12 protein-coding genes and 1 pseudogene are annotated in these 18,667 nt (G+C 69.8%); 12 read left to right on the top strand and 1 reads right to left on the bottom strand.

The genetic code is table 11. The features are described from left to right. Positions 1 to 22 precede the first annotated feature (22 nt). Positions 23 to 1,086: pseudogene (locus tag VT85_RS29930) on the top strand (NAD(P)-dependent alcohol dehydrogenase). Here the strand turns inward: VT85_RS29930 and VT85_RS03600 are convergent. Then, positions 1,070 to 1,966, bottom strand: coding sequence for a LysR family transcriptional regulator (locus tag VT85_RS03600; RefSeq protein WP_068410635.1), 897 nt, complete (start codon positions 1,964 to 1,966; stop codon positions 1,070 to 1,072). The pseudogene VT85_RS29930 and the gene VT85_RS03600 sit on opposite strands and share 17 nt — an antisense overlap. A 271-nt stretch (positions 1,967 to 2,237) precedes the next feature. Here VT85_RS03600 and VT85_RS03595 point away from each other — a divergent pair, with 271 nt between their 5' ends. From VT85_RS03595 to VT85_RS03545, 11 genes are all read left to right on the top strand, one after another. Continuing rightward, entirely contained in the window at positions 2,238 to 2,765 is a 528-nt protein-coding gene (locus tag VT85_RS03595) for a peroxiredoxin (protein WP_068410632.1), read from the top strand. 84 nt (positions 2,766 to 2,849) lie between these two features. Further along, positions 2,850 to 3,389 carry a carboxymuconolactone decarboxylase family protein gene (locus VT85_RS03590; RefSeq protein ID WP_068410629.1) on the top strand — a complete coding sequence of 180 codons (540 nt, stop codon included), beginning with the start codon at positions 2,850 to 2,852 and terminating at the stop codon, positions 3,387 to 3,389. Positions 3,390 to 3,543: 154 nt separating this feature from the next. Then, entirely contained in the window at positions 3,544 to 4,074 is a 531-nt protein-coding gene (locus tag VT85_RS03585; RefSeq protein ID WP_068410626.1) for a GNAT family N-acetyltransferase, read from the top strand. A 209-nt stretch (positions 4,075 to 4,283) separates the two neighbouring features. Further along, positions 4,284 to 5,555, top strand: a complete 1,272-nt coding sequence (locus tag VT85_RS03580; protein ID WP_197491073.1) for a M16 family metallopeptidase — start codon at positions 4,284 to 4,286, stop codon at positions 5,553 to 5,555. A 24-nt stretch (positions 5,556 to 5,579) separates the two neighbouring features. Next, positions 5,580 to 6,818 carry a M16 family metallopeptidase gene (locus VT85_RS03575; protein ID WP_068410621.1) on the top strand — a complete coding sequence of 413 codons (1,239 nt, stop codon included), beginning with the start codon at positions 5,580 to 5,582 and terminating at the stop codon, positions 6,816 to 6,818. A gap of 102 nt (positions 6,819 to 6,920) precedes the next feature. Further along, positions 6,921 to 7,220 carry a hypothetical protein gene (locus VT85_RS03570; RefSeq protein WP_068410618.1) on the top strand — a complete coding sequence of 100 codons (300 nt, stop codon included), beginning with the start codon at positions 6,921 to 6,923 and terminating at the stop codon, positions 7,218 to 7,220. A gap of 192 nt (positions 7,221 to 7,412) precedes the next feature. After that, the gene (locus tag VT85_RS26495) at positions 7,413 to 11,180 is read left to right on the top strand and encodes an SGNH/GDSL hydrolase family protein (RefSeq protein ID WP_197491072.1); all 3,768 of its coding nucleotides are present in this window, start codon (positions 7,413 to 7,415) and stop codon (positions 11,178 to 11,180) included. 180 nt (positions 11,181 to 11,360) lie between these two features. After that, positions 11,361 to 11,684 carry a MazG nucleotide pyrophosphohydrolase domain-containing protein gene (locus VT85_RS03560; RefSeq protein ID WP_068410615.1) on the top strand — a complete coding sequence of 108 codons (324 nt, stop codon included), beginning with the start codon at positions 11,361 to 11,363 and terminating at the stop codon, positions 11,682 to 11,684. Between the two features lie 71 nt (positions 11,685 to 11,755). Then, complete coding sequence (locus VT85_RS03555) at positions 11,756 to 14,083, top strand: hypothetical protein (RefSeq protein WP_156512655.1); 2,328 nt, start codon at positions 11,756 to 11,758, stop codon at positions 14,081 to 14,083. Positions 14,084 to 14,147: 64 nt separating this feature from the next. Beyond that, the gene (locus VT85_RS03550; RefSeq protein WP_068410612.1) at positions 14,148 to 15,074 is read left to right on the top strand and encodes an ABC transporter ATP-binding protein; all 927 of its coding nucleotides are present in this window, start codon (positions 14,148 to 14,150) and stop codon (positions 15,072 to 15,074) included. Between the two features lie 118 nt (positions 15,075 to 15,192). Beyond that, a complete protein-coding gene (locus VT85_RS03545) occupies positions 15,193 to 18,621 on the top strand; it encodes a PVC-type heme-binding CxxCH protein (RefSeq protein WP_068410609.1) in 3,429 nt (1,142 codons plus the stop codon). The last annotated feature ends 46 nt before the right edge of the window (positions 18,622 to 18,667 follow it).

The raw sequence follows: 18,667 nt of genomic DNA, 5'->3' as shown, positions 1-18,667 counted from the left end.
CTTCGGAGCTAGTTGTCGAACTATGAGCACGAAAGCCTACGCCGCTCAGGCCGCCGAGTCCCCGCTGGCGCCGTTCTCGTTGACCCGCCGCGATCCCCTGCCCAACGACGTCCTGATCGACATCCTCTATTGCGGCGTCTGCCATTCCGACCTGCACCAGGCCCGCAACGAGTGGGGCAACACGATCTATCCGTGCGTGCCGGGCCACGAGATCCTGGGGCGGGTTGCGAAGGTGGGCTCGGCGGTGTCGCGGTTCAAGGAGGGGGACCTGGCCGCGGTCGGCTGCATGGTCGATTCCTGCCGGAAGTGCCCCGCCTGCCTGGGGGGCCTGGAGCAGTACTGCGAGACCGGCGGCACGGTCTTCACCTACAACGGCCCCGACAAGATCCTCGGCGGCGTGACCTTCGGCGGCTATTCCGAGAACATCGTCGTCGACGAGGCGTTCGTCCTGAAAGTCTCGGACAAGGTCAAGCAGGCGGACCTGGCCGGGACCGCCCCCTGCTCTGCGCCGGGATCACGACGTACTCGCCGCTGAGGCACTGGAAGGTCGGACCGGGTCAGAAGGTCGGGATCGTCGGGCTCGGCGGCCTGGGGCACATGGGAGTGAAGTTCGCCCATGCGTTCGGCGCCCACGTCGTCCTGTTCACGACCTCGCCGGGGAAGGCCGAGGACGCCAGGCGGCTCGGGGCCGACGAGGTGGTCGTCTCCAAGGACCCCGACGCGATGGCCGCGCAGGCGCGGAGCTTCGACTTCATCCTGGACTGCGTCTCCGCCCAGCATGACATCAACGCCTACCTGCAACTGTTGAAGCTCGACGGCACCCTGACCCTGGTGGGCGCCCCGGAGCACCCGTTGCCGGTCGCGGCGTTCAACCTCCTCATCCCCCGCCGCAACTTCGCCGGCTCGGGCATCGGCGGCATCGCCGAGACCCAGGAGATGCTCGACTTCTGCGCCGAGCGAGGGATCACCTGCGACATCGAGATGATCGGCGTGCAGGACGTGGACACCGCGTACGAGCGGCTCCTCAAGGGGGACGTGCGCTATCGGTTCGTGATCGACATGGCCACGCTCAAGGACTCGGCGTGAGCCGCAGGGCCCCGGCCTGTTTGAGCGTATCCAGGAAGCGGAGCATCAGCCGGGACTGGTAGCGGTCCGGGTTCCAGCAGGCGGTGATGGTGCGGGTCGGCGTGTCGCCGTCGAGGCGGCGGTAGCGGAGGCGGTCGTTCGCGTTGGGGCGCACGGCCATCTCCGGGATCAGCGAGACGCCGAACCCCTGCGCCACCAGCTCCTGCACCGTGGCGAGCTGGCTGACGCGGCCCGTGCTGACCGGCTGGAACAGCTTGCGACGGCAGAAGCCCCGGATGTCGTCCGACAGGCAATGGGCCTCGTCCAGCAGGACGAACGGCAGGTCGCGGAGGTCCTCCAGCTCGACGCGGTCCCGGCCGACGAGCGGGTGGTCGGCCGAGGTGACCAGGAGCAGCTCCTCCTCGAACAGGTTCTCGAACCGGAGATACCCGCGCGACGCCGGCAGCGCCAGCACGCCGACGTCGATCTCGCCCAGGGCGCAGCGGCGGAGGATGGCCTCGGTCACCTCCTCGTTCACCTCCACCTGCGCCCTGGGGTGGTCCCGATGGAACGCTTCCAGCAGTTCGGGCATGAGGTAGGGGGCGATCGTGGGGATCGCCGAGACCACGATCTTGCCGGTCTCGCCGTCGTCGCACAGCAACCGCGCGGTATCGTCCACCAGCGAGACGATCTGCAAGGCCCGCCGCCGGAGCAGCTCCCCCGCCTCGGTCAGGGCCACCTGCCTCCCCTGACGCTCGAACAGGGGCCTCCCCAGGGTCGCCTCCAGCCGCGCCACCTGCTGGCTGATGGCCGGCTGGCTGACCCCGAACTCGCGCGCGGCGCGGGTGAAACTCCCCTGCTCGGCGACCTTCAGGAACATGCGGAGCTGCTGGATTTCCATAACGAATCCTTATAGAATCTATAGCGGTCCGAAGTCTTGAATTATACCGGCGAGCGTCTATCATGACGAGTAGGACGCCGGACGGACCGAAAGCCGGCGATGGCCGCCGGGCTCGCCGAGGCCGGCGAGCGGGCGGGGCGAGGACGATCTCGCCTCGCCGGGGTCCCGTCGGCGCGTCCCGACGGACCGAGGAATCCACTTTCAGCACGCCTTCGTCGCAAGCCGCGGCGCGGGCGACCGAAATCCCCTAGATATTTGGAGATCGAGCGCGATGTTGAGCGTCGGCGACAAGTTCCCGGAATTCACGGCCAAGGCGAGTCTCGGGAGCGGCCCGGAGGCCCTGGTCACCGTCAGCAGCGAGCAGTTCCAGGGCAAGTGGGCGGTCTTCTTCTTCTACCCGAAGGACTTCACGTTCGTCTGCCCGACTGAGCTGGTCGAGTTCAGCCGTCGCCTCAAGGAATTCGAGGACCGCGACGTCGAGGTCGTGGGCGGCAGCACCGACAACGAGTTCTCCCACCTGGCCTGGTGCAAGGACCACGACGACCTGCACGACCTGGGCTACCCCCTGATCGCCGCCCAGAAGCTGGCCCCGGCCCTGGGGATCTGCGACCCGGTCGAGGGCTACGCCAACCGCGCGACCTTCCTGGTGGACCCCAATGGCGTAATCCAGTGGGTGGCCGTTTACAATGGCAACGTCGGCCGGAACGTGGACGAGGTGATCCGCGTCATCGACGCGGTCCAGTCCGACGAGCTTTGTCCCTGCAACTGGAAGCAGGGCGAGGCGACCATCCAGGCCTGACCCGCCCTCGGGTATCGGGGCGGGGCCGCCCGGCGTCCGGCGAATCGGCCCCGTCCCCGCCCCTATACTGAGAGGAATGGAACGATGCGCTCTCTCGATGATCTGAAGTCCTCGCTCGGCGACGACACCAAGGACCTCCGCCTGAACCTGGGGAACGTGCTGGACACGGGCGACCTGGAACCCGGCGAGCGCTGGGCGACGGCCCTGGCCTCGGCCTACTTCCTGCGCGCGGGCGAGCTGGTCGCGGCCCTGACCGCCGCCGGCGCCCCCCACCTGACCCCCGCCGCGATCGCCGACGCCCGCGCGGCCGCCGCGATCATGGGCATGAACACCGTCTACTACCGCTTCCGCCACATGATCGGCAAGCCGAGCTACTCCCAGCGCCAGGCGGGGCTGCGGATGAGCCGGATGGGCAAGCCCGCCACGACCAAGGGCTTGTTCGAGCTGGCCTCGATGGCCTGCGCCGTCCTGGCGGGCTGCGAGGCCTGCATCAAGGCCCACGAGCACAGCCTGCTCCACGAGGGCTACACCGAGGACCGCGTCCACCAGGCCGTGAGGATCGCCGCGGTGGTCCAGGGCTTCGCGATCGCCGTCGCCGCCGAGACCCCCGCGGGCGTCTCCTGACCGCCGCCCCATCCCTTGCGACCGCGCGGATTGACCGCCTTCGACGCGATTCCTAGAATGGATCGATCCAGGTCGTCGAAGGCGACCGCGCGTCTCTCTTCGGCCGGGCGGGGACGCCTCGCGTGGCGTGGGCCGGCCGATCCTCGGGCGTCAGATGGCGATCACCTACTACAAACGGCTCCGCATGGAGGTCGACCTCGACGGGTCGAACCTCTCCCAGCCGCTCCCCGGGCCGTTCTTCTGGGCGCCCTGGGACGAAACGCTGCTGATCCAGCACGCCGAGATCAAATACCTGAGCTTCCGCGAGGAGATCGACGCGGCCGTCTTCCCCTGCCTGGGAGACCGCCAGGGCTGCCTCCGGCTGATGCGCGAGATCCGCCGCAAGCCCGGCTTCCTCCCCGGGGCCACCTGGCTGATCGCCTGCCCCGAGGGGTACGTGGGGACCATCCAGGGGGTCGTCGACTACGGCCCGATCGGCTCGATCCAGAACGTCGGCGTCCTGCCGGCCTATCGGGGCCTGGGCCTGGGACGGGCGCTGGTCAGCCGGGCCTTGTGGGGCTTCCACCAGGCGGGCCTCCGCCGGACCTACCTGGAAGTCACCGCCGAGAACCGCTCGGCCGTCCAGCTCTACCGCGCCCTGGGCTTCCGCAAGGCCAAGACCCTCTACAAAGCGGTCGGGGGCTGACGCGAGGGCGAAACGGGACCAGATCCTTCCGCGCCGGGGCTCGGCCGGGTATCCTCGGAAGGGCCTCCCCGCGAGAGGCCCGGACTCGACCTCGCCGCGCGGATTCGCGACGGCCGGTCGCCGTACCGGATTGGGCTTCTTCTTCAGGACGACGCGACGCCCGAGGCCGCGGGATGCGGCGGGGCGAAGCGCGAAAACGAGGGACCGCCGTGCCGGCGCCATCCGCGACGATCCAACAGCACGAGTACTCCAACGGCCTGGTGCTCGTCGCCGAGACGATGCCCGGCGTGCAGTCCGCCTCGTTCACGCTGCTCATCCCCGCGGGCGCGGCCTATGAAGCGGCCGAGGGCCTGGACTCCGGCGGCGGCGGCGCGGCGAGCATGGCCTGCGAATGGCTGACGCGCGGCGCCGGCTCTCGCGACAGCCGCGAACTCCTCAACGCGCTGGACAACCTGGGCGTCAGCCACTCCGAGAGCGCGCAGACGCTGCACACCAGCCTCGCCGCCGCCACTCTCGGCGTCAACCTGATCCCGGCCCTGGAGATCTTCGCCGACATCGTCCTTCGACCCCGGTTCGACGACGAAGAGGTCGAGCCGATCCGGGCCCTGGGCCTCCAGAATCTCCGGAGCCTGGAGGACGACCCCGGCTCCAAGGTCATCTACGAGCTGCGCCGTCGGCACTTCCCGGAGCCCTGGGGGCGCCCCTCGCCGGGCTCGCCCGAGGACGTCGCCCGGATCACGCCGGCGAACCTGCGGGCCTTTTATGAAGCCGCCTACCGCCCCAACGGGGCGATCCTGGGGGTGGCCGGCGCGATCGACTGGCCCCGGCTCCGGGACGCCGTCGGCCGACTCTTCGACGGCTGGGCGACCCGCCCCGACCCCAGGCTCGTCGAGAAGCCCGCCGGCCCCCGGATCGGCCACATCACCCGCGAGACACAGCAGATCCAGATCGCGATGGCCGCGCCGGCCGCCACCGTCGCCAGCGACGACTACTACCGCGCCCGGGCCGCCGTCGCCATCCTCGGCGGATACTCCTCCGCCCGGCTCTTCACCGAGGTCCGCGAGAAGCGCGGGCTCTGCTACTCGGTGTACGCCAGCTACGAAGGCCAGCGCGAGCGGGGGGCCATGCTCAGCTACGCCGGCACCTCCACCGAGCGGGCCCAGGAGACCCTGGACGTGATGCTCGCCGAGTTCCGCCGCCTGGCGACCGGGGGCGTCGAGCTGGAGGAGCTGGAGACCATGCGGGCGGGCCTCAAGAGCTCGCTGATCATGGCCCAGGAATCCAGCATGAGCCGCTCCAACGCCCTGGCGTCCGACTGGTACTTCCTCGGCCGCGTCCGCTCGCTCGACGAGATCGCCGCCGAGCTCGACGCCCTCACCCCCGGCTCGGTCTCCGATTACGCGAAGACCCTCCTGAACCTCCAAGACCTGACCATCCTGACGCTCGGCCCCACCCCGCTGGACGTCCAAATCCCGGCCTGAACGGGAGAGGCGGAGACCCGATCCATGCGATTCCACCGCACGACCCTGGACAACGGCCTGGAAGTGATCGCCGAGCTGAACGACGACGCGCACTCGATCGCCGCCGGCTTCTTCGTCAAGGCCGGCAGCCGCGACGAGACCCCCGAGCTGGCCGGCGTCTCCCACTTCCTCGAGCACATGACGTTCAAGGGGACCGCCCGCCGCGACGCCCTGGCCGTCAACCGCGACTTCGACCGCGTCGGCGCCAAGCACAACGCGCAGACGTCCGAGGAAGACACCTTCTACCACTTCACCTGCCTGCCCGAGTACCTCCCCAGGGCGTTCGACGTCCTGGCCGACATCCTCCGCCCGACCCTCCGGGAAGACGACTTCGAGACCGAGAAGAAGGTCATCATCGAAGAGATCCGGATGTACCTGGACAACCCCATGTCGGTCGCCTATGAGGCGGCCAAGGCCGCCCACTTCGGCGGGCACCCGCTGGGCAACAGCATCCTCGGGACGATCGACTCGATCAACGCCATGAAGGCCGAGGACATGCGGGCGTACTTCGCCAGCCGGTACAGCCCGGCCAACATCGTCCTGGGCTTCGCCGGCAAGGGAGACTGGGACCAGCTCGTCGAGCTGGCGTCGGCCCACTGCCGCTCCTGGACCGGCGACCATCCCACCCGCCTGGCCGAGCCCGCCCGCGGCAAGCACGCCTTCCAGACCATCCTCCGCGAGGAGGACCTCCAGCAGACCGTCGTGGGCGTCAGCGACGGCCCCTCGCTGGAGAGCGACGACCGCTACGCCGCCCACCTGCTGGCGACGATCCTCGGCGACCACACCAGCTCCCAGCTCTACTGGGCCCTCGTCGACCCCGGCTACGCCGACGGCGCCGAGATGAGCTACCAGGACTACAACCAGTCCGGCGGCTTCTACTCGTTCCTCTCCTGCGAGCCGGACGACGTCCAGGACAACCTCGCCCGGATGGCCGACGTCTACCGCGGCGCCATGGCCAGGGGGGTCACCCAGGACGAGCTGAACCAGGCCAAGAACAAGGTGCAGGCCCGCTCCGTGCTCCGCAGCGAACGCCCGATGGGCCGCCTGGCCTCGCTCGGCTTCCACTGGGTCTACCGCCGCGCTTACCTCCCGGTCGAGCAGGAGCTGGAAGCCTTCGCGGCCGTCACGGTCGACCAGATCGGCCGCCTCCTCCGGGAGTGGCCCCTCTGGCCCATGACCATCGTCTCCGTCGGCCCCACCACCGAGGTCGAGCCGCCGAAGTGAGGCGGCGCCCGCCCGATCATTCGCCGGCGGGCCGCTCCGCGAAGCGGGGCCCGTCGACGCGAAGCCGCCGGCCCCCCCCCTTCCCCGGCGAGGAGGTTCGAGATGACCGCGACCGCCCGAGACTCGCTCCAGATCCTCGATCGCGACTTCCTGGAGATCCGCGCCAAGATCCTCGAAATCGCGGCCGGACTCGACCGGATCGGCCGCGCGCCCGCCCACCACGGCGAACATCCCGACCCTCGCATCGGCCAGATCCGCCAGGCCCTCGACGCCCTCCTCAAGCCCGACCCCGACCGCGCCGAGACCGTCCAGCTCATCTTCTCGCTCGAATACGACGACGCCTGGCGCGAGAAGACCGGCGTCGACCGCGACCGCCCCGCCGGCCCTCGCGACGCCCGCTAGCGACTCGACCGCCCCGCCGAACCGCCCCGCGAGTCGACGGCCTTTTCCTTTGCGTTTCCCGCTCCGGAGGCCTAGCGTATTCGGGGGTCCGGCCGCCTGGCGGCGGGGCGCTTCGGGCGAATGAGGCTTGCGGTCGGAAGGATGGATAGGTCGATGCGAGTGGCTTGCCGGATTGCGTTGGCGTTATCGGTGATGTCCGCCTGGGATGTCGGCCGAGCCTCGGCGGACGACGTGCGCTGGCGCGACGCCGCGACGTTGGAGATCGAGGGGAAAGGTTGGGCGGACACGGCGAGCCCGTTCGTCCGGCTGCCGGATTCCGTGAAGGACAAGTTCTCGCCCCTGGCGTGGCAGTTGAGCGCGGAGAGCGCGGGGATCTGCATCCGGTTCGACACGGACGCCGCCGCCGTCAGCCTTCGGTGGTCGGTCGCCAGCGAGTCGCTCGCCATGCCTCACATGCCCGCGACCGGGGTCAGCGGGCTGGATCTGTACGCCCGCGACGACGACGGCTCTTGGCGGTTCATCGGGAACGGCAGGCCGGCAAAGCGGGACGGCAATCTCGCCAGGATCGAGTTCCCGGAAGGGCCCAGGCGGCGGCGGGAATGCCTGGTGTACCTCCCCTTGTACAACGGCACGAAGTCGCTGGAGATCGGGGCGCCGCCGGACGCCGTCCTGGAGAAGCCCGCGCCGCGTCCCGAGGATCGTCGCAGGCCGATCGTGGTCTACGGGACGTCGATCGTCCAGGGCGGGTGCGCGTCGCGGCCGGGGATGGTCTGGACGGCCATCCTGGGTCGGATGCTGGATCGGCCCGTGATCAACCTGGGGTTCTCGTCCGCGGGGACGATGCAGCCTCCCGTCGGGGAGGCACTCGCCGAGCTTGACCCCGCGGCCTACCTGATCGACTGCACCTGGAACATGGGCGACGGCCAGGAAGTGTACACGGAGAGGGTGACCCGACTCGTGCGGACGATCCGCAAGGCGCGTCCGCATACGCCGATCGTCTTCGTGGCCCAGTCGCACATCCGACCGGAGACGCATCCCACCGAGCTTTCCCGAAGGCTGGAGGCTCCGGTGCTGAGCCTGAAGAACGAGGGGGTCGAGGGGCTCTTCCTGGTTCCGGGAGCGGACCTGATCGGCTCCGACGGCGAGGGGACCGTGGACGGCGTCCACCCCAACGACCTCGGGATGGACCGGCAGGCCCGTTGCCTCCATCCGATCGTCGACAAGATCCTCGGCGGTTCGACGCCGCCCCGCGTCTACATCGACACCGACCTGGCGGCCGAGGTCGACGATTCCTTCGCCGTCTACCGGGCTCTGATCGCCCCGGAGTTCCACGTCGTCGGCCTGTCCACGATCGGTTGGGAGGGCCCGCTCGACTTCCCGACCAACACCCGGGCCAGCCAGAAGATGAGCGAGGAGATGCTCGGCCTCCTGAAGCTTGAGGACCGCATCTCGCATCCGATCGGGGCGCCGAATCCGATGCCGGCGGCCTCCACGCCCGTCGACTCCCCCGCCGCTCGCGACATCATCGCCAAGGCGAAGGAGACCCCCGCCGGCCAGAAGCTCCAGGTCTTCGTGCTCGGATGCTACACGAACGTGGCCTCCGCGCTGTTGCTGGACCCGAGCATTACGGACAAGCTGACCGTCCACGTGATGGGATTCCGCTACGACGACGAGCGTCTTACCCCCAACGAATCCAACACCCAGGGCGACCCGCACGCCGCCGCCCATCTCCTCAAGAGCGGCGTCGAGCTGAAGGCGATGGTCAACAGCACACTCCGCCACTTCCAGTGGACCAAGGCCGACGTGGACGCCCACTTCAAGGGGAAAGGGGGCGTACGCGACTATCTGGCCCAACGATGGGAATCGTACAGCCCCAACGACCCCCAGCGCACTCTATGGGACATCGCGGTGTTCGAAGCCGTCCTGCGCCCGGAGCTGGCGACGCTCACCGAGGTCGTCCACGACGGCTCCAGGCTTCACGTCTGGACTCAGGTCGATATCAAGGGGATGAAGGCCGATTACTGGGAAGCGGCGGAAACGCTCGCCTCCGGTTCGTCGAAGCCGCACGCGGCCGCCGAAGCTTCCACCGTCAAGACTCTGGACGGGCCGTCGAAGCCCCACGTCTACATCGACGCCGATACGGGGAACGAGGTCGATGACCCGTTCGCGATCTACCGGGCTCTCGTCGCCCCGGAATTCCACGTCGTCGGCCTGTCTTCGGCCGGCTGGGGGGAGACGGAGGCCTTTCCGACCAACACCCGAACCAGCCAGCGGATGAACGAGGAGGTGCTCGGCCTCCTGAAGCTTGAGGACCGCATCTCGCATCCGATCGGGGCGCCGAATCCGATGCCGGCGGCCTCCACGCCCGTCGACTCCCCCGCCGCTCGCGACATCATCGCCAGGGCCAAGGCGATGCCGGCCGGGCGAAAACTGCAAGTCTTCGTGCTCGGCGCCTACACGAACGTGGCCTCCGCGCTGTTGCTCGACCCGAGCGTCACGGACAGGATGACCGTCCACGTGATGGGATTCCGCTACGACGACGAGCGTCTCACGCCCAATGAATTCAACTCGCAGGGCGACCTGCACGCCGCCGCCCATCTCCTCAAGAGCGGCGTCGAGCTGAAGGCGATGGTCAACACCACCCTCGACCATTTCCAGTGGACCAAGGCCGAAGTCGACGCTCGCTTCAAGGGGAAAGGGGGCTTGCGAGACTATCTGGTCCAGCGTTGGGAGTCGCACGCCCCCAACGACCCCCAGCGGATCCTTTGGGACATCGCGGTGTTCGAAGCCGTCCTGCGCCCGGAGCTTGCGACGCTCACCGAGGTCGTCCACGACGGCTCCAGGCTTCACGTCTGGACCCAGGTCGACGTGAAGGGGATGCAAGCCGACTACTGGGACGCGACGGCGGCTCCGGCCCCCGTCTCGTCGAAGCCGCCGGCGTCGGTCGATCCCATCGTGATTTCCAGGGGCGAGCAGGCGCACTCGTACCAGGCCTTCCCCGACGCCTGCCGCCTGAAGAACGGCGACATCCTCGCGGTTTTTTACGCCGGCTACACCCATGTTTCGCTCCCGGCCGACGATTTTCCGCTCGGCGGTCGCATCTGCATGGTCCGCTCCTCAGACGAAGGCCGCACCTGGTCGGAGCCGGCCGTCCTGTACGACGACGAGGACGACAACCGCGATCCCCACGTCTCCCAGCTCGACGACGGCACGCTGATCTGCACCTTCTTCTCGATCGCCGAGAAGGACCGCAAGCGCCTGAAGACCATCAAGGACCCGAAACTCTTCGAGCAGAACAGGAGCGACACCGGCGTCCAGATCGTCGTCAGCCGCGACGACGGCAAGACGTGGGAAGCCGAGGCCCGCTCGGTGTTCCCGGATTGGGTCTGCTCCGCCCCCGTCCGCCAACTTCCCAACGGCGTCTGCGTTCTGGGCCTTTACCGCGGAGACGAAGAAACGGGGCTCAGCATCGCCGGGACCGCCCGCTCGACCGATCGCGGCCTGACCTGGGAAGCCCCCGTCGCGATCAAGGCGCCGCCGGGCGTCGGGCTCAACGCCGAGACCGACGTCATCCGCCTCGCCGACGGTCGCCTGTATGCAGCGATGCGTTCCTTCGCCGACGACATGTACTACGCGATCAGCGATGATGAGGCCAGGTCCTGGTCGGAGGCGAAAAAGGCCGGCTTCCCGGCCCATTCCCCGCATCTGACCCGGCTGAGCAGCGGCGAGATCATCCTGAGCCATCGCCTCCCGAAGACGTCGATCCACATCAGCGGCGACGACGCAGAAACCTGGCGGGGGCCGTATCCGATCGATTCGTGCATCGGCGCCTACCCCGCCACCGTCGAGTTGAAGGATCACAGCATCCTCATCATCTATTACGTCGAAGGCGGCGGCAGCGTCATCCGCGCCCGCCGATTCAACCTCAAACCCGACGGCATCGAATTCCTCCCTCTTTAACCGCGCCTCCCGAGATCGGATGAGCCTCGGCTCGCAAGCCCGAGCCGCCGGCCGCGGGATCGCGTGATCTCCCCGGCCGGGATCTCGCGGCGTTCGGCCGCGTGGACGGGTTCGCGAGCGGTTCGTGCCGAGGCCGATTCCCCCTCGCACGGGCGATCGGCGATCGGGTAAGATCGCGAAATGGGCGAGCTTCACGACGACGGGTTGACGCTCCGCGAACTCCAGCGGACCATCTTCGAGATGTACGGGACCAAGGACGCCGCGCGCGGGGCCGAGGCGACGTTCCTCTGGCTGGCCGAGGAGTTCGGAGAGCTGGCGACGGCGCTCCGCTCCGGCAGCCACGAAGAGCTGGCGCTGGAGATGGCCGACGTGCTGGCCTGGCTGGCGACGCTGGCGAACATCCGGGGCGTCGATCTTGAGGACGCCGTACGACGCAAGTACGGCGTGGGATGTCCCGGCTGCGGCCGCTCGCCCTGCGTCTGCGACCCGGCGGAGAAGCCGTGAACCTTCGGCCGCCCGCCTCCGTAGCTTAGCCTAGCGTAGCCCCCGACGCTCATCACCTGTGGCCGCCATCCATGATGATCAACTCCCGTCCGCCGCTGCGTCGCCGCCCCCGATTGGCATCCTGGATCGTCCTGTCGGCGCTCGTCGGAGCGTTCGTCCTGGTCGCGCCCGGCCCGGCGCGGGCGGCCCTGCCGGTGGAGGTCGAGAACCTTCGGATCGGCTTCGGCGGGGCCGACGTCTTCAAGATCGGCGCGTGGACGCCGGTCTGGGTGCAGGTCAAGGGGGGGGGCGTCCCGTTCCGGGGCTTCCTCGACGTGGTGGTCGGCGACGACGACGGCGTCCCCACCTCGGTCCGACAGCCGATCGACCTGCCGGCCGGCGAGACCCGGACCTACGTCGCCTACACCCGCGCCGGGGGCCGCGACGGCGAGTTCTCGGTCCGGTTTTATGACGAGGGCGGCCGCTGGCTGGGCGCGCGGACCCGCGACCAGATCGCCCGCACCGACCTGACCGCCCTGGCCCCCGACGATTCCTGGATCCTCACCGTGGGGAGGCCCCAGGGGGTCGACCAGGTGAAGGAGGTCGCCGGCTTCAAGCGGTCGGACGGCCGCGAATCGGAGCTGGTCCTCACCGCGATCGACGCCGAGGCCGACCGCCTCCCCGGCCGCTGGCTGGGCTACGACGGCGCGCGGGTCGTCGTGCTCGACACCGCCGACCGGGCCACGCTGGAGATGCTCGCCGGCCCCCGAGGCGAGGCCCTCGTCGAATGGGCCAGGCGGGGCGGCCACCTGGTGGTCGCCGTCGGCGAGAACTGGCAGGCGGTCCGCGAATCCTCCCTCGGCCAGGCGCTCCCGGCCCTCCTGACCGGTCGCGAGCGGGTGCAGTCGCTGGAGGCGCTCGACACCTTCGCGAACTCCACCAAGCCGATCACCCCCCCCGGCAGCCCGGCCCACATGGCGACGAAGATGGAAGAGGTGGAGGCTCGCGGCGGCAAGGTCCTGGCGTCGATCGCCAACCTGCCGCTGATCGTCCGGGGGCCTCTCGGCTTCGGCCGGGTCACGCTGATCGGGGTCGACGTCGAGGAGAAGGTCTTCGCCGACTGGACCGACCGCGGCCTCTTCTGGGTCCAGGCCCTCGACCTGCGCCGCGACCGCTTCCAGGAGGACGCCGGCGCCGCCATGATGGGGGGGACGGGACGGTTCTACGCCACCGGCGTCACCGACCTGGCGAGCCAGCTCCGGGTCGCCCTGGAGCAGTTCCCGCGCGTCAAGCTGGTGCCGTTCGGGCTGGTCGCGTTCCTGATCTTCCTCTACATCCTGGCGATCGGCCCGGGGGACTACTTCTTCCTCAAGAAGGTCCTCAAGCGGATGGAGCTGACCTGGATCACGTTCCCCCTGATCGTGACGGCCGTCAGCCTGCTCGCCTACTTCGCCGCCTACCGACTCAAGGGGAACGACCTGCTGGTCAACAAGGTGGACCTGGTCGACGTCGACCAGGTCTCCGGGCTGACCCGAGGGCGATCGTGGGCGACCCTGTTCAGCCCGCAGAACCGCGACTACGACCTGGGCTTCCTGCCGATGCCGGTCGACGGCCCGGCCGACGCGCCGCCGCTCGCGCCGGCCTCGACCGGCGAGCCCGCCCGTCCCGCCCCGGGCGTCGAGGTGGTGACGAGTTGGTTCGGCGTGCCCGAGAGCCAGTTCGGCGGCATGGGGGGCTCCACGGGCCGCTTCTCGTTCTCCGGCGGCGGCTACTCGTACGCGCCGACCGGCGGGCTCGACCGGCTGGAACGGGTCCGCATCCCGATCTGGAGCACCAAGACCGTCTCCTCGCGATGGTTCGGCCCGGCCTCGCCGGTCGTCGAGTCCGACCTGGCCGTCGCCGGCTTCGACCGCCTCCAGGGGACGATCACGAACCTGCAAACCTACCCGCTGACCGACGCCCTCCTCGCCTTCGGCAAGCAGGTCTATCAGCTCGGCGACCTCGCCCCCGGCCAGACGATCCGGGTGGAATTGCAGAGCGACCGCACCCTCTCGGGCGAACTCAAGTCGCGCGAGCCCCGCTACATGAAGGGGGAGACGGGGACCCCCGACGCCCTCCTGAACCGGGGCGACCTGCTGCTGTCCGTGATGTTCCACGAGAGCGAGTCCCGCCGCACGGGCCAGGAGCAGCCGCTGGGGAACTCGACCCTGCACGACCTGGACCTCACCGGCCAGCTGGCGCTCCAGCGGCCGATGCTCGTCGCCCGGACGAAGCGCCCCGCGGCGCAGGTGGCCATCGGCAACGCCCCCAACGAGGCCCGGATCGAGCAGACGACGCTGCTGCGGGTCGTCCTGCCGCTCAAATCGCCCGGCGCCAGGGTCGCGGCCGTCTCCGCCGCCTCTGATCCGACCCGGCCCTGATACCCGTCACGAGAAGCCGACGCGAACAGCCCCCAGACCGACCGATGAGACGAGGCGGACCGCGATGATCGAGACTCACGACCTGACGAAGATGTACGGCGACATGTACGCCCTGAACCGCCTCAACCTGACGCTCAATCAGGGGGACGTGTACGGCTTCATCGGTCCCAACGGCGCGGGCAAGACCACCACGATGCGGATCCTCGCCACGCTGCTCAACCCGAGCTGGGGCGAGGCCACCGTCTGCGGCTACTCGATCTACACCAAGTCCAAGGAGATCCGTCGCGTCATCGGCTACATGCCCGACTTCTTCGGCGTGTACGACGACATGAAGGTCATCGAGTACCTCGAATTCTTCGCCGCCGCCTACCGAATCAAGGGCCCCGCCCGTCGCAAGATCTGCGAGGAAGTCCTCGAGCTCGTCGACCTGACCTACAAGCGCGATGCGATGGTGACGAGCCTCTCGCGCGGGATGACCCAGCGCCTGGGCCTGGCCCGGACGCTGCTGCACGACCCCCAGGTGCTCCTCCTGGACGAGCCCGCCTCGGGCCTCGACCCCCGCGCCCGGATCGAGATGCGGGCGCTGCTGAAAGAGCTGCGGAGCATGGGCAAGACGATCCTCGTCTCCAGCCACATCCTCCCCGAGCTGGCCGACATCTGCAACAAGATCGGCATCATCGAGCAGGGCTGCCTGCTGGTGAACGGCGAAGTCACCGAGGTCATGAAGCGGGTCCGCACGGACATCGTCCTGAACATCAACGTCGCCGAACGCCTGAACGAAGCCGCCGACTTCCTCGAAGCCCAGCCCGAGGTCGAGACCGTCGACGAGAAGGCCGGCGTGCTGATCGTCAAGCTCCGCCCCGGCGTCCACCAGTACGGCTTCCTCGCCAGCCGGATCCTCGAGAACGGCTTCGAGCTGACCCTCTTCAAGGAAGACGAGATCAACCTCGAAACCGCCTTCATGCATCTCACGAAGGGCATCACGAGCTGAACCGCCGGTCGGGCGCGATCGCGCGCCCACGTCGACAGACCAAACATGCGCCGGGTCGGCCTCGACGATCCAGCGTTCCGGGCCTCTCCACCCTCAGCACCTCTCGCGAGACCGCTTCATGCGCCTTCGCCTTCCTTCCGTCGTCCTCCCCGGTCTCCTCGCGGTCCTGGCCTCGACGGCCCTCCCCGGCCGATCGGCGGTCGCGGAAGACGGCTCGGCCACGGCCCGTCCAGTCGGGCGGATTCCGGAGCCGGCGGAAGCCCTGAAGTCGCTGCGCGTCGCGCCCGGGTTCCAGGTCGATTTGTTCGCGGCCGAGCCGCTGGTGGCGAACCCGGTCGCCTTCCACGCCGACGCGAAGGGTCGGTTCTTCGTCGTCGAGACCTTCCGCCACACCGACGGCGTGACCGACAACCGCAGCCACATGAACTGGCTGGTGGACGACCTCGCCGCCCGGACCGTGGCCGACCGCGTCGCCATGTATCGGAAGTTCTTCACGGCCGAGGAGTTCGCGAGGTTCGGCGTCGAGAGCGAGCGGATCCGGCTCGTCGAGGACCGCGACGGCGACGGCAAGGCCGACCACGCCCAGATCTTCGCCGAGGGCTTCGACGGCCCCGAGACCGGTATCGCGGCCGGCGTCCTGGCCCGCAAGGGCGACGTCTACTTCGCCAACATCCCCGACCTCTGGCTGCTCAGGGATACGGACGGCGACGGCAAGGCCGACGTCCGCAAGTCCCTTCACACCGGCTACGGCGTGCACGTCGGCTTCCTCGGCCACGACCTCCACGGCCTGATCTTCGGGCCCGACGGCAAGCTGTACTTCTCGATCGGCGACCGGGGCTTCAACCTCGTGACGCCCGAGGGCCGGAAGCTGGCCGTGCTCGACAGCGGCTCGGTCCTTCGCTGCGACCCCGACGGCGCGAACCTGGAGGTCGTCGCCACCGGGCTGCGGAACCCGCAGGAGCTGGCCTTCAACGACACCGGCGACCTCTTCACCGTCGACAACAACTCCGACGGCGGCGACAAGGCCCGCTTCGTCCACATCATCGAAGGGGGCGACAGCGGCTGGCGGATCGGCTACCAGTTCATCGAGAAGCCGAACAGCCGGGGCGTCTGGAACAGCGAAAAGATGTGGACGCCGGAGCTCGAAGGCAAGCCCGCCTACCAGATCCCACCGCTCGCCAACTTCTCCGACGGCCCCTCCGGCCTGGCGATCTATCCCGGCGTCGGCCTGAACGACGGCGAGAAGGGCCGCTTCTACCTCAGCGACTTCCGGGGCGCGGCGGCCACCAGCGGCGTCCGCTCGTTCGCCGTGCGGCCGAGGGGGGCGTCGTTCGAGCTGGTCGAGCCGAAGGAGTTCCTCTGGGGCCTCCAGGCCACCGACTGCGATTTCGGCCCCGACGGCGCGCTCTACGTCAGCGACTGGATCAAGGGCTGGAACAAGACCGACAAGGGCCGCATCTGGCGCGTCTCCGACCCCGCCGCAGCCGACCCCCGCGTCGCCGAGGTCAAGCGGCTCCTCGCCGAGGGCTTCGACGCCCGGCCGAACGACGAGCTGGGCCGCCTCCTCGCCCACCCCGACCGGAGGGTCCGCCAGGAGGCGCAGTTCACCCTGGCCGATCGCGCGAAACCCGAGTCGGGGCCGGCCGTCCCGCGCACGGGCGCGCTCGCGACGCTGCCGAAGGCCGACCGAGAAGACGCGTTGGCCGCGCTTCGGAACGCCGCCGCGAACGGCGAGGGGTACGGGCGGCTGCACGCGATCTGGGGCCTTGGCCAGGTCCTCCGGGCTTCGGACGACGACCGCCGCCGCGAGCTTTCGCCGCCGCTCCTCGCCCTCCTCAAAGACCCGGACGCGGAGGTCCGCGCTCAGGCCGCGCGGGCGCTGGCCGAGGCCGTCGTCACGCCGCCGTCGGCGATCCTACCGCTGCTGGACGACGAATCTCCGCGTGTCCGGCTCTACGCGATGCTCGCCCTGGCGCGACTCCTCCCGTCGGCGGAGGTCGTCGAGCCGATCATGGCCCGGATGCGGGCCGGCGACGGCGGCGACCCCTACCTGAGATCGGCCGCGACGTCGGCCCTGGCCCGCGCCGCGAGCGGCGACGAGAAGGCGATCGCGGCGATCGAGGCGCTGGGTTCGGACCCCTCCTCCGACGTCCGCATGATCGTTCTGCTCACGATGCGGGAGCGCGGGAATCCGGCCGTCGCCCGGTTCCTCGACGATCCCGTCGCGTCGATCGTCCTGGAGGCTTCCCGCGCCGTCACCGAGGAGCCCGCCCTGGCGGAGGGCCTGACGAAGCTCGCGGCCCTGGCCACCCGACGCGACCTGACGGAGCCGGTCTGGCGTCGCGTGCTCGCGGCCTGCGAGGCCGTCGGCCAGCCCGGCGACCCGCGCGTCCTGGCGGCGGTCGCCGCGCGGAAGGACGTGCCCGAGTCGATCCGCGTCGAGGCTCTCCAGATCCTCTCGCGATGGGGCGCGCCGTCGCCGCTGCACCCGATCACCGGCCTCTACCGGGGCGAATCGAAGCGGCCCGCCGACCCGGCCGTGGCTGCGCTGGCCCCGGTCCTGCCGAGCCTGGTCACCGACCCTTCCGACCGCGTCCGCGAGGCCGCCGCCTCGGCCGCGGGCGAGTTGAAGGTCGCCGACGCCGGGCCGTCGCTCCGCGGGCTGGCCGCCGACGCCTCCCGCCCGGCCGCTTCGCGCGTCGAGGCCCTCCGCGCGCTCGACGCCCTGAACGACGAGAAGCTCGGCGAGGTCGTCGCCGCCGCGAGGAAGGCCGACTCCGACGCGGTCCGCGCCGAGGGACTGCGGATCCTGGCCCGCCTGGAGCCCGACCGCGCGGTCGACGAGGCCGCCGGCGTGCTCGATCGGGGCTCGATCCTGGAGAAGCAATCCGCCTTCGCCATGCTCGGCGCGGTCCCGGGCGCGCAGGCCGACGCCCTGCTCGGCCGCTGGCTGACGAAGCTGGAGGCCGGCGAGGTCCCCCCCGAGATCCGGCTCGACCTGACCGAGGCCGCCGCCGGGCGGGAGTCCGCCGACGTGAAGGCCGCGCTCGCCCGCTACGACGCGCTCCGCAAGGCCGACGACCCGCTGGCCGCCTACCGCGACGCACTTGCGGGAGGCGACGCGGCGCGCGGCCGCCGGATCTTCCGCGAGAAGGCCGAGGTCCAGTGCCTCCGCTGCCACAAGGTCGCCGGCGACGGCGGCGAGGTCGGCCCCGATCTGGCGGGCGTCGGCCGTCGCAAGGGCCGCGAGTACATCCTGGAGTCGATCGTCCTCCCCAACAAACAGATCGCCGAGGGGTTCGAGTCCCAGGTCCTGGCCCTCGCGAGCGGCCAGGTCGTCGCCGGCGTCGTCAAGGGCGAGGACGACCGCGAGGTCCGGCTCCTCACCCCCGAGGGCGCCCTCGTCGTGGTCCCCAAGGATCAGATCGAGGAGAAGTCCCGAGGCGGCTCGGCGATGCCCGAGGATCTGATCAAGGATCTGAACCGACGCGAGATCCGCGACCTCGTCGAGTTCCTGGACTCCACCGAGCCCCCCGCCGCCCCCTGAGCGGGGCGTCCCCTCGCACGCGAAGGCCCCCGTGAAGACGACAGAC

The organism is Planctomyces sp. SH-PL62 (genome assembly GCF_001610895.1).
Classification (GTDB): domain Bacteria; phylum Planctomycetota; class Planctomycetia; order Isosphaerales; family Isosphaeraceae; genus Paludisphaera.
The sequence above is the reverse complement of the archived record's forward strand: the minus strand, read 5'-3'. Positions and strand labels throughout refer to the sequence as shown.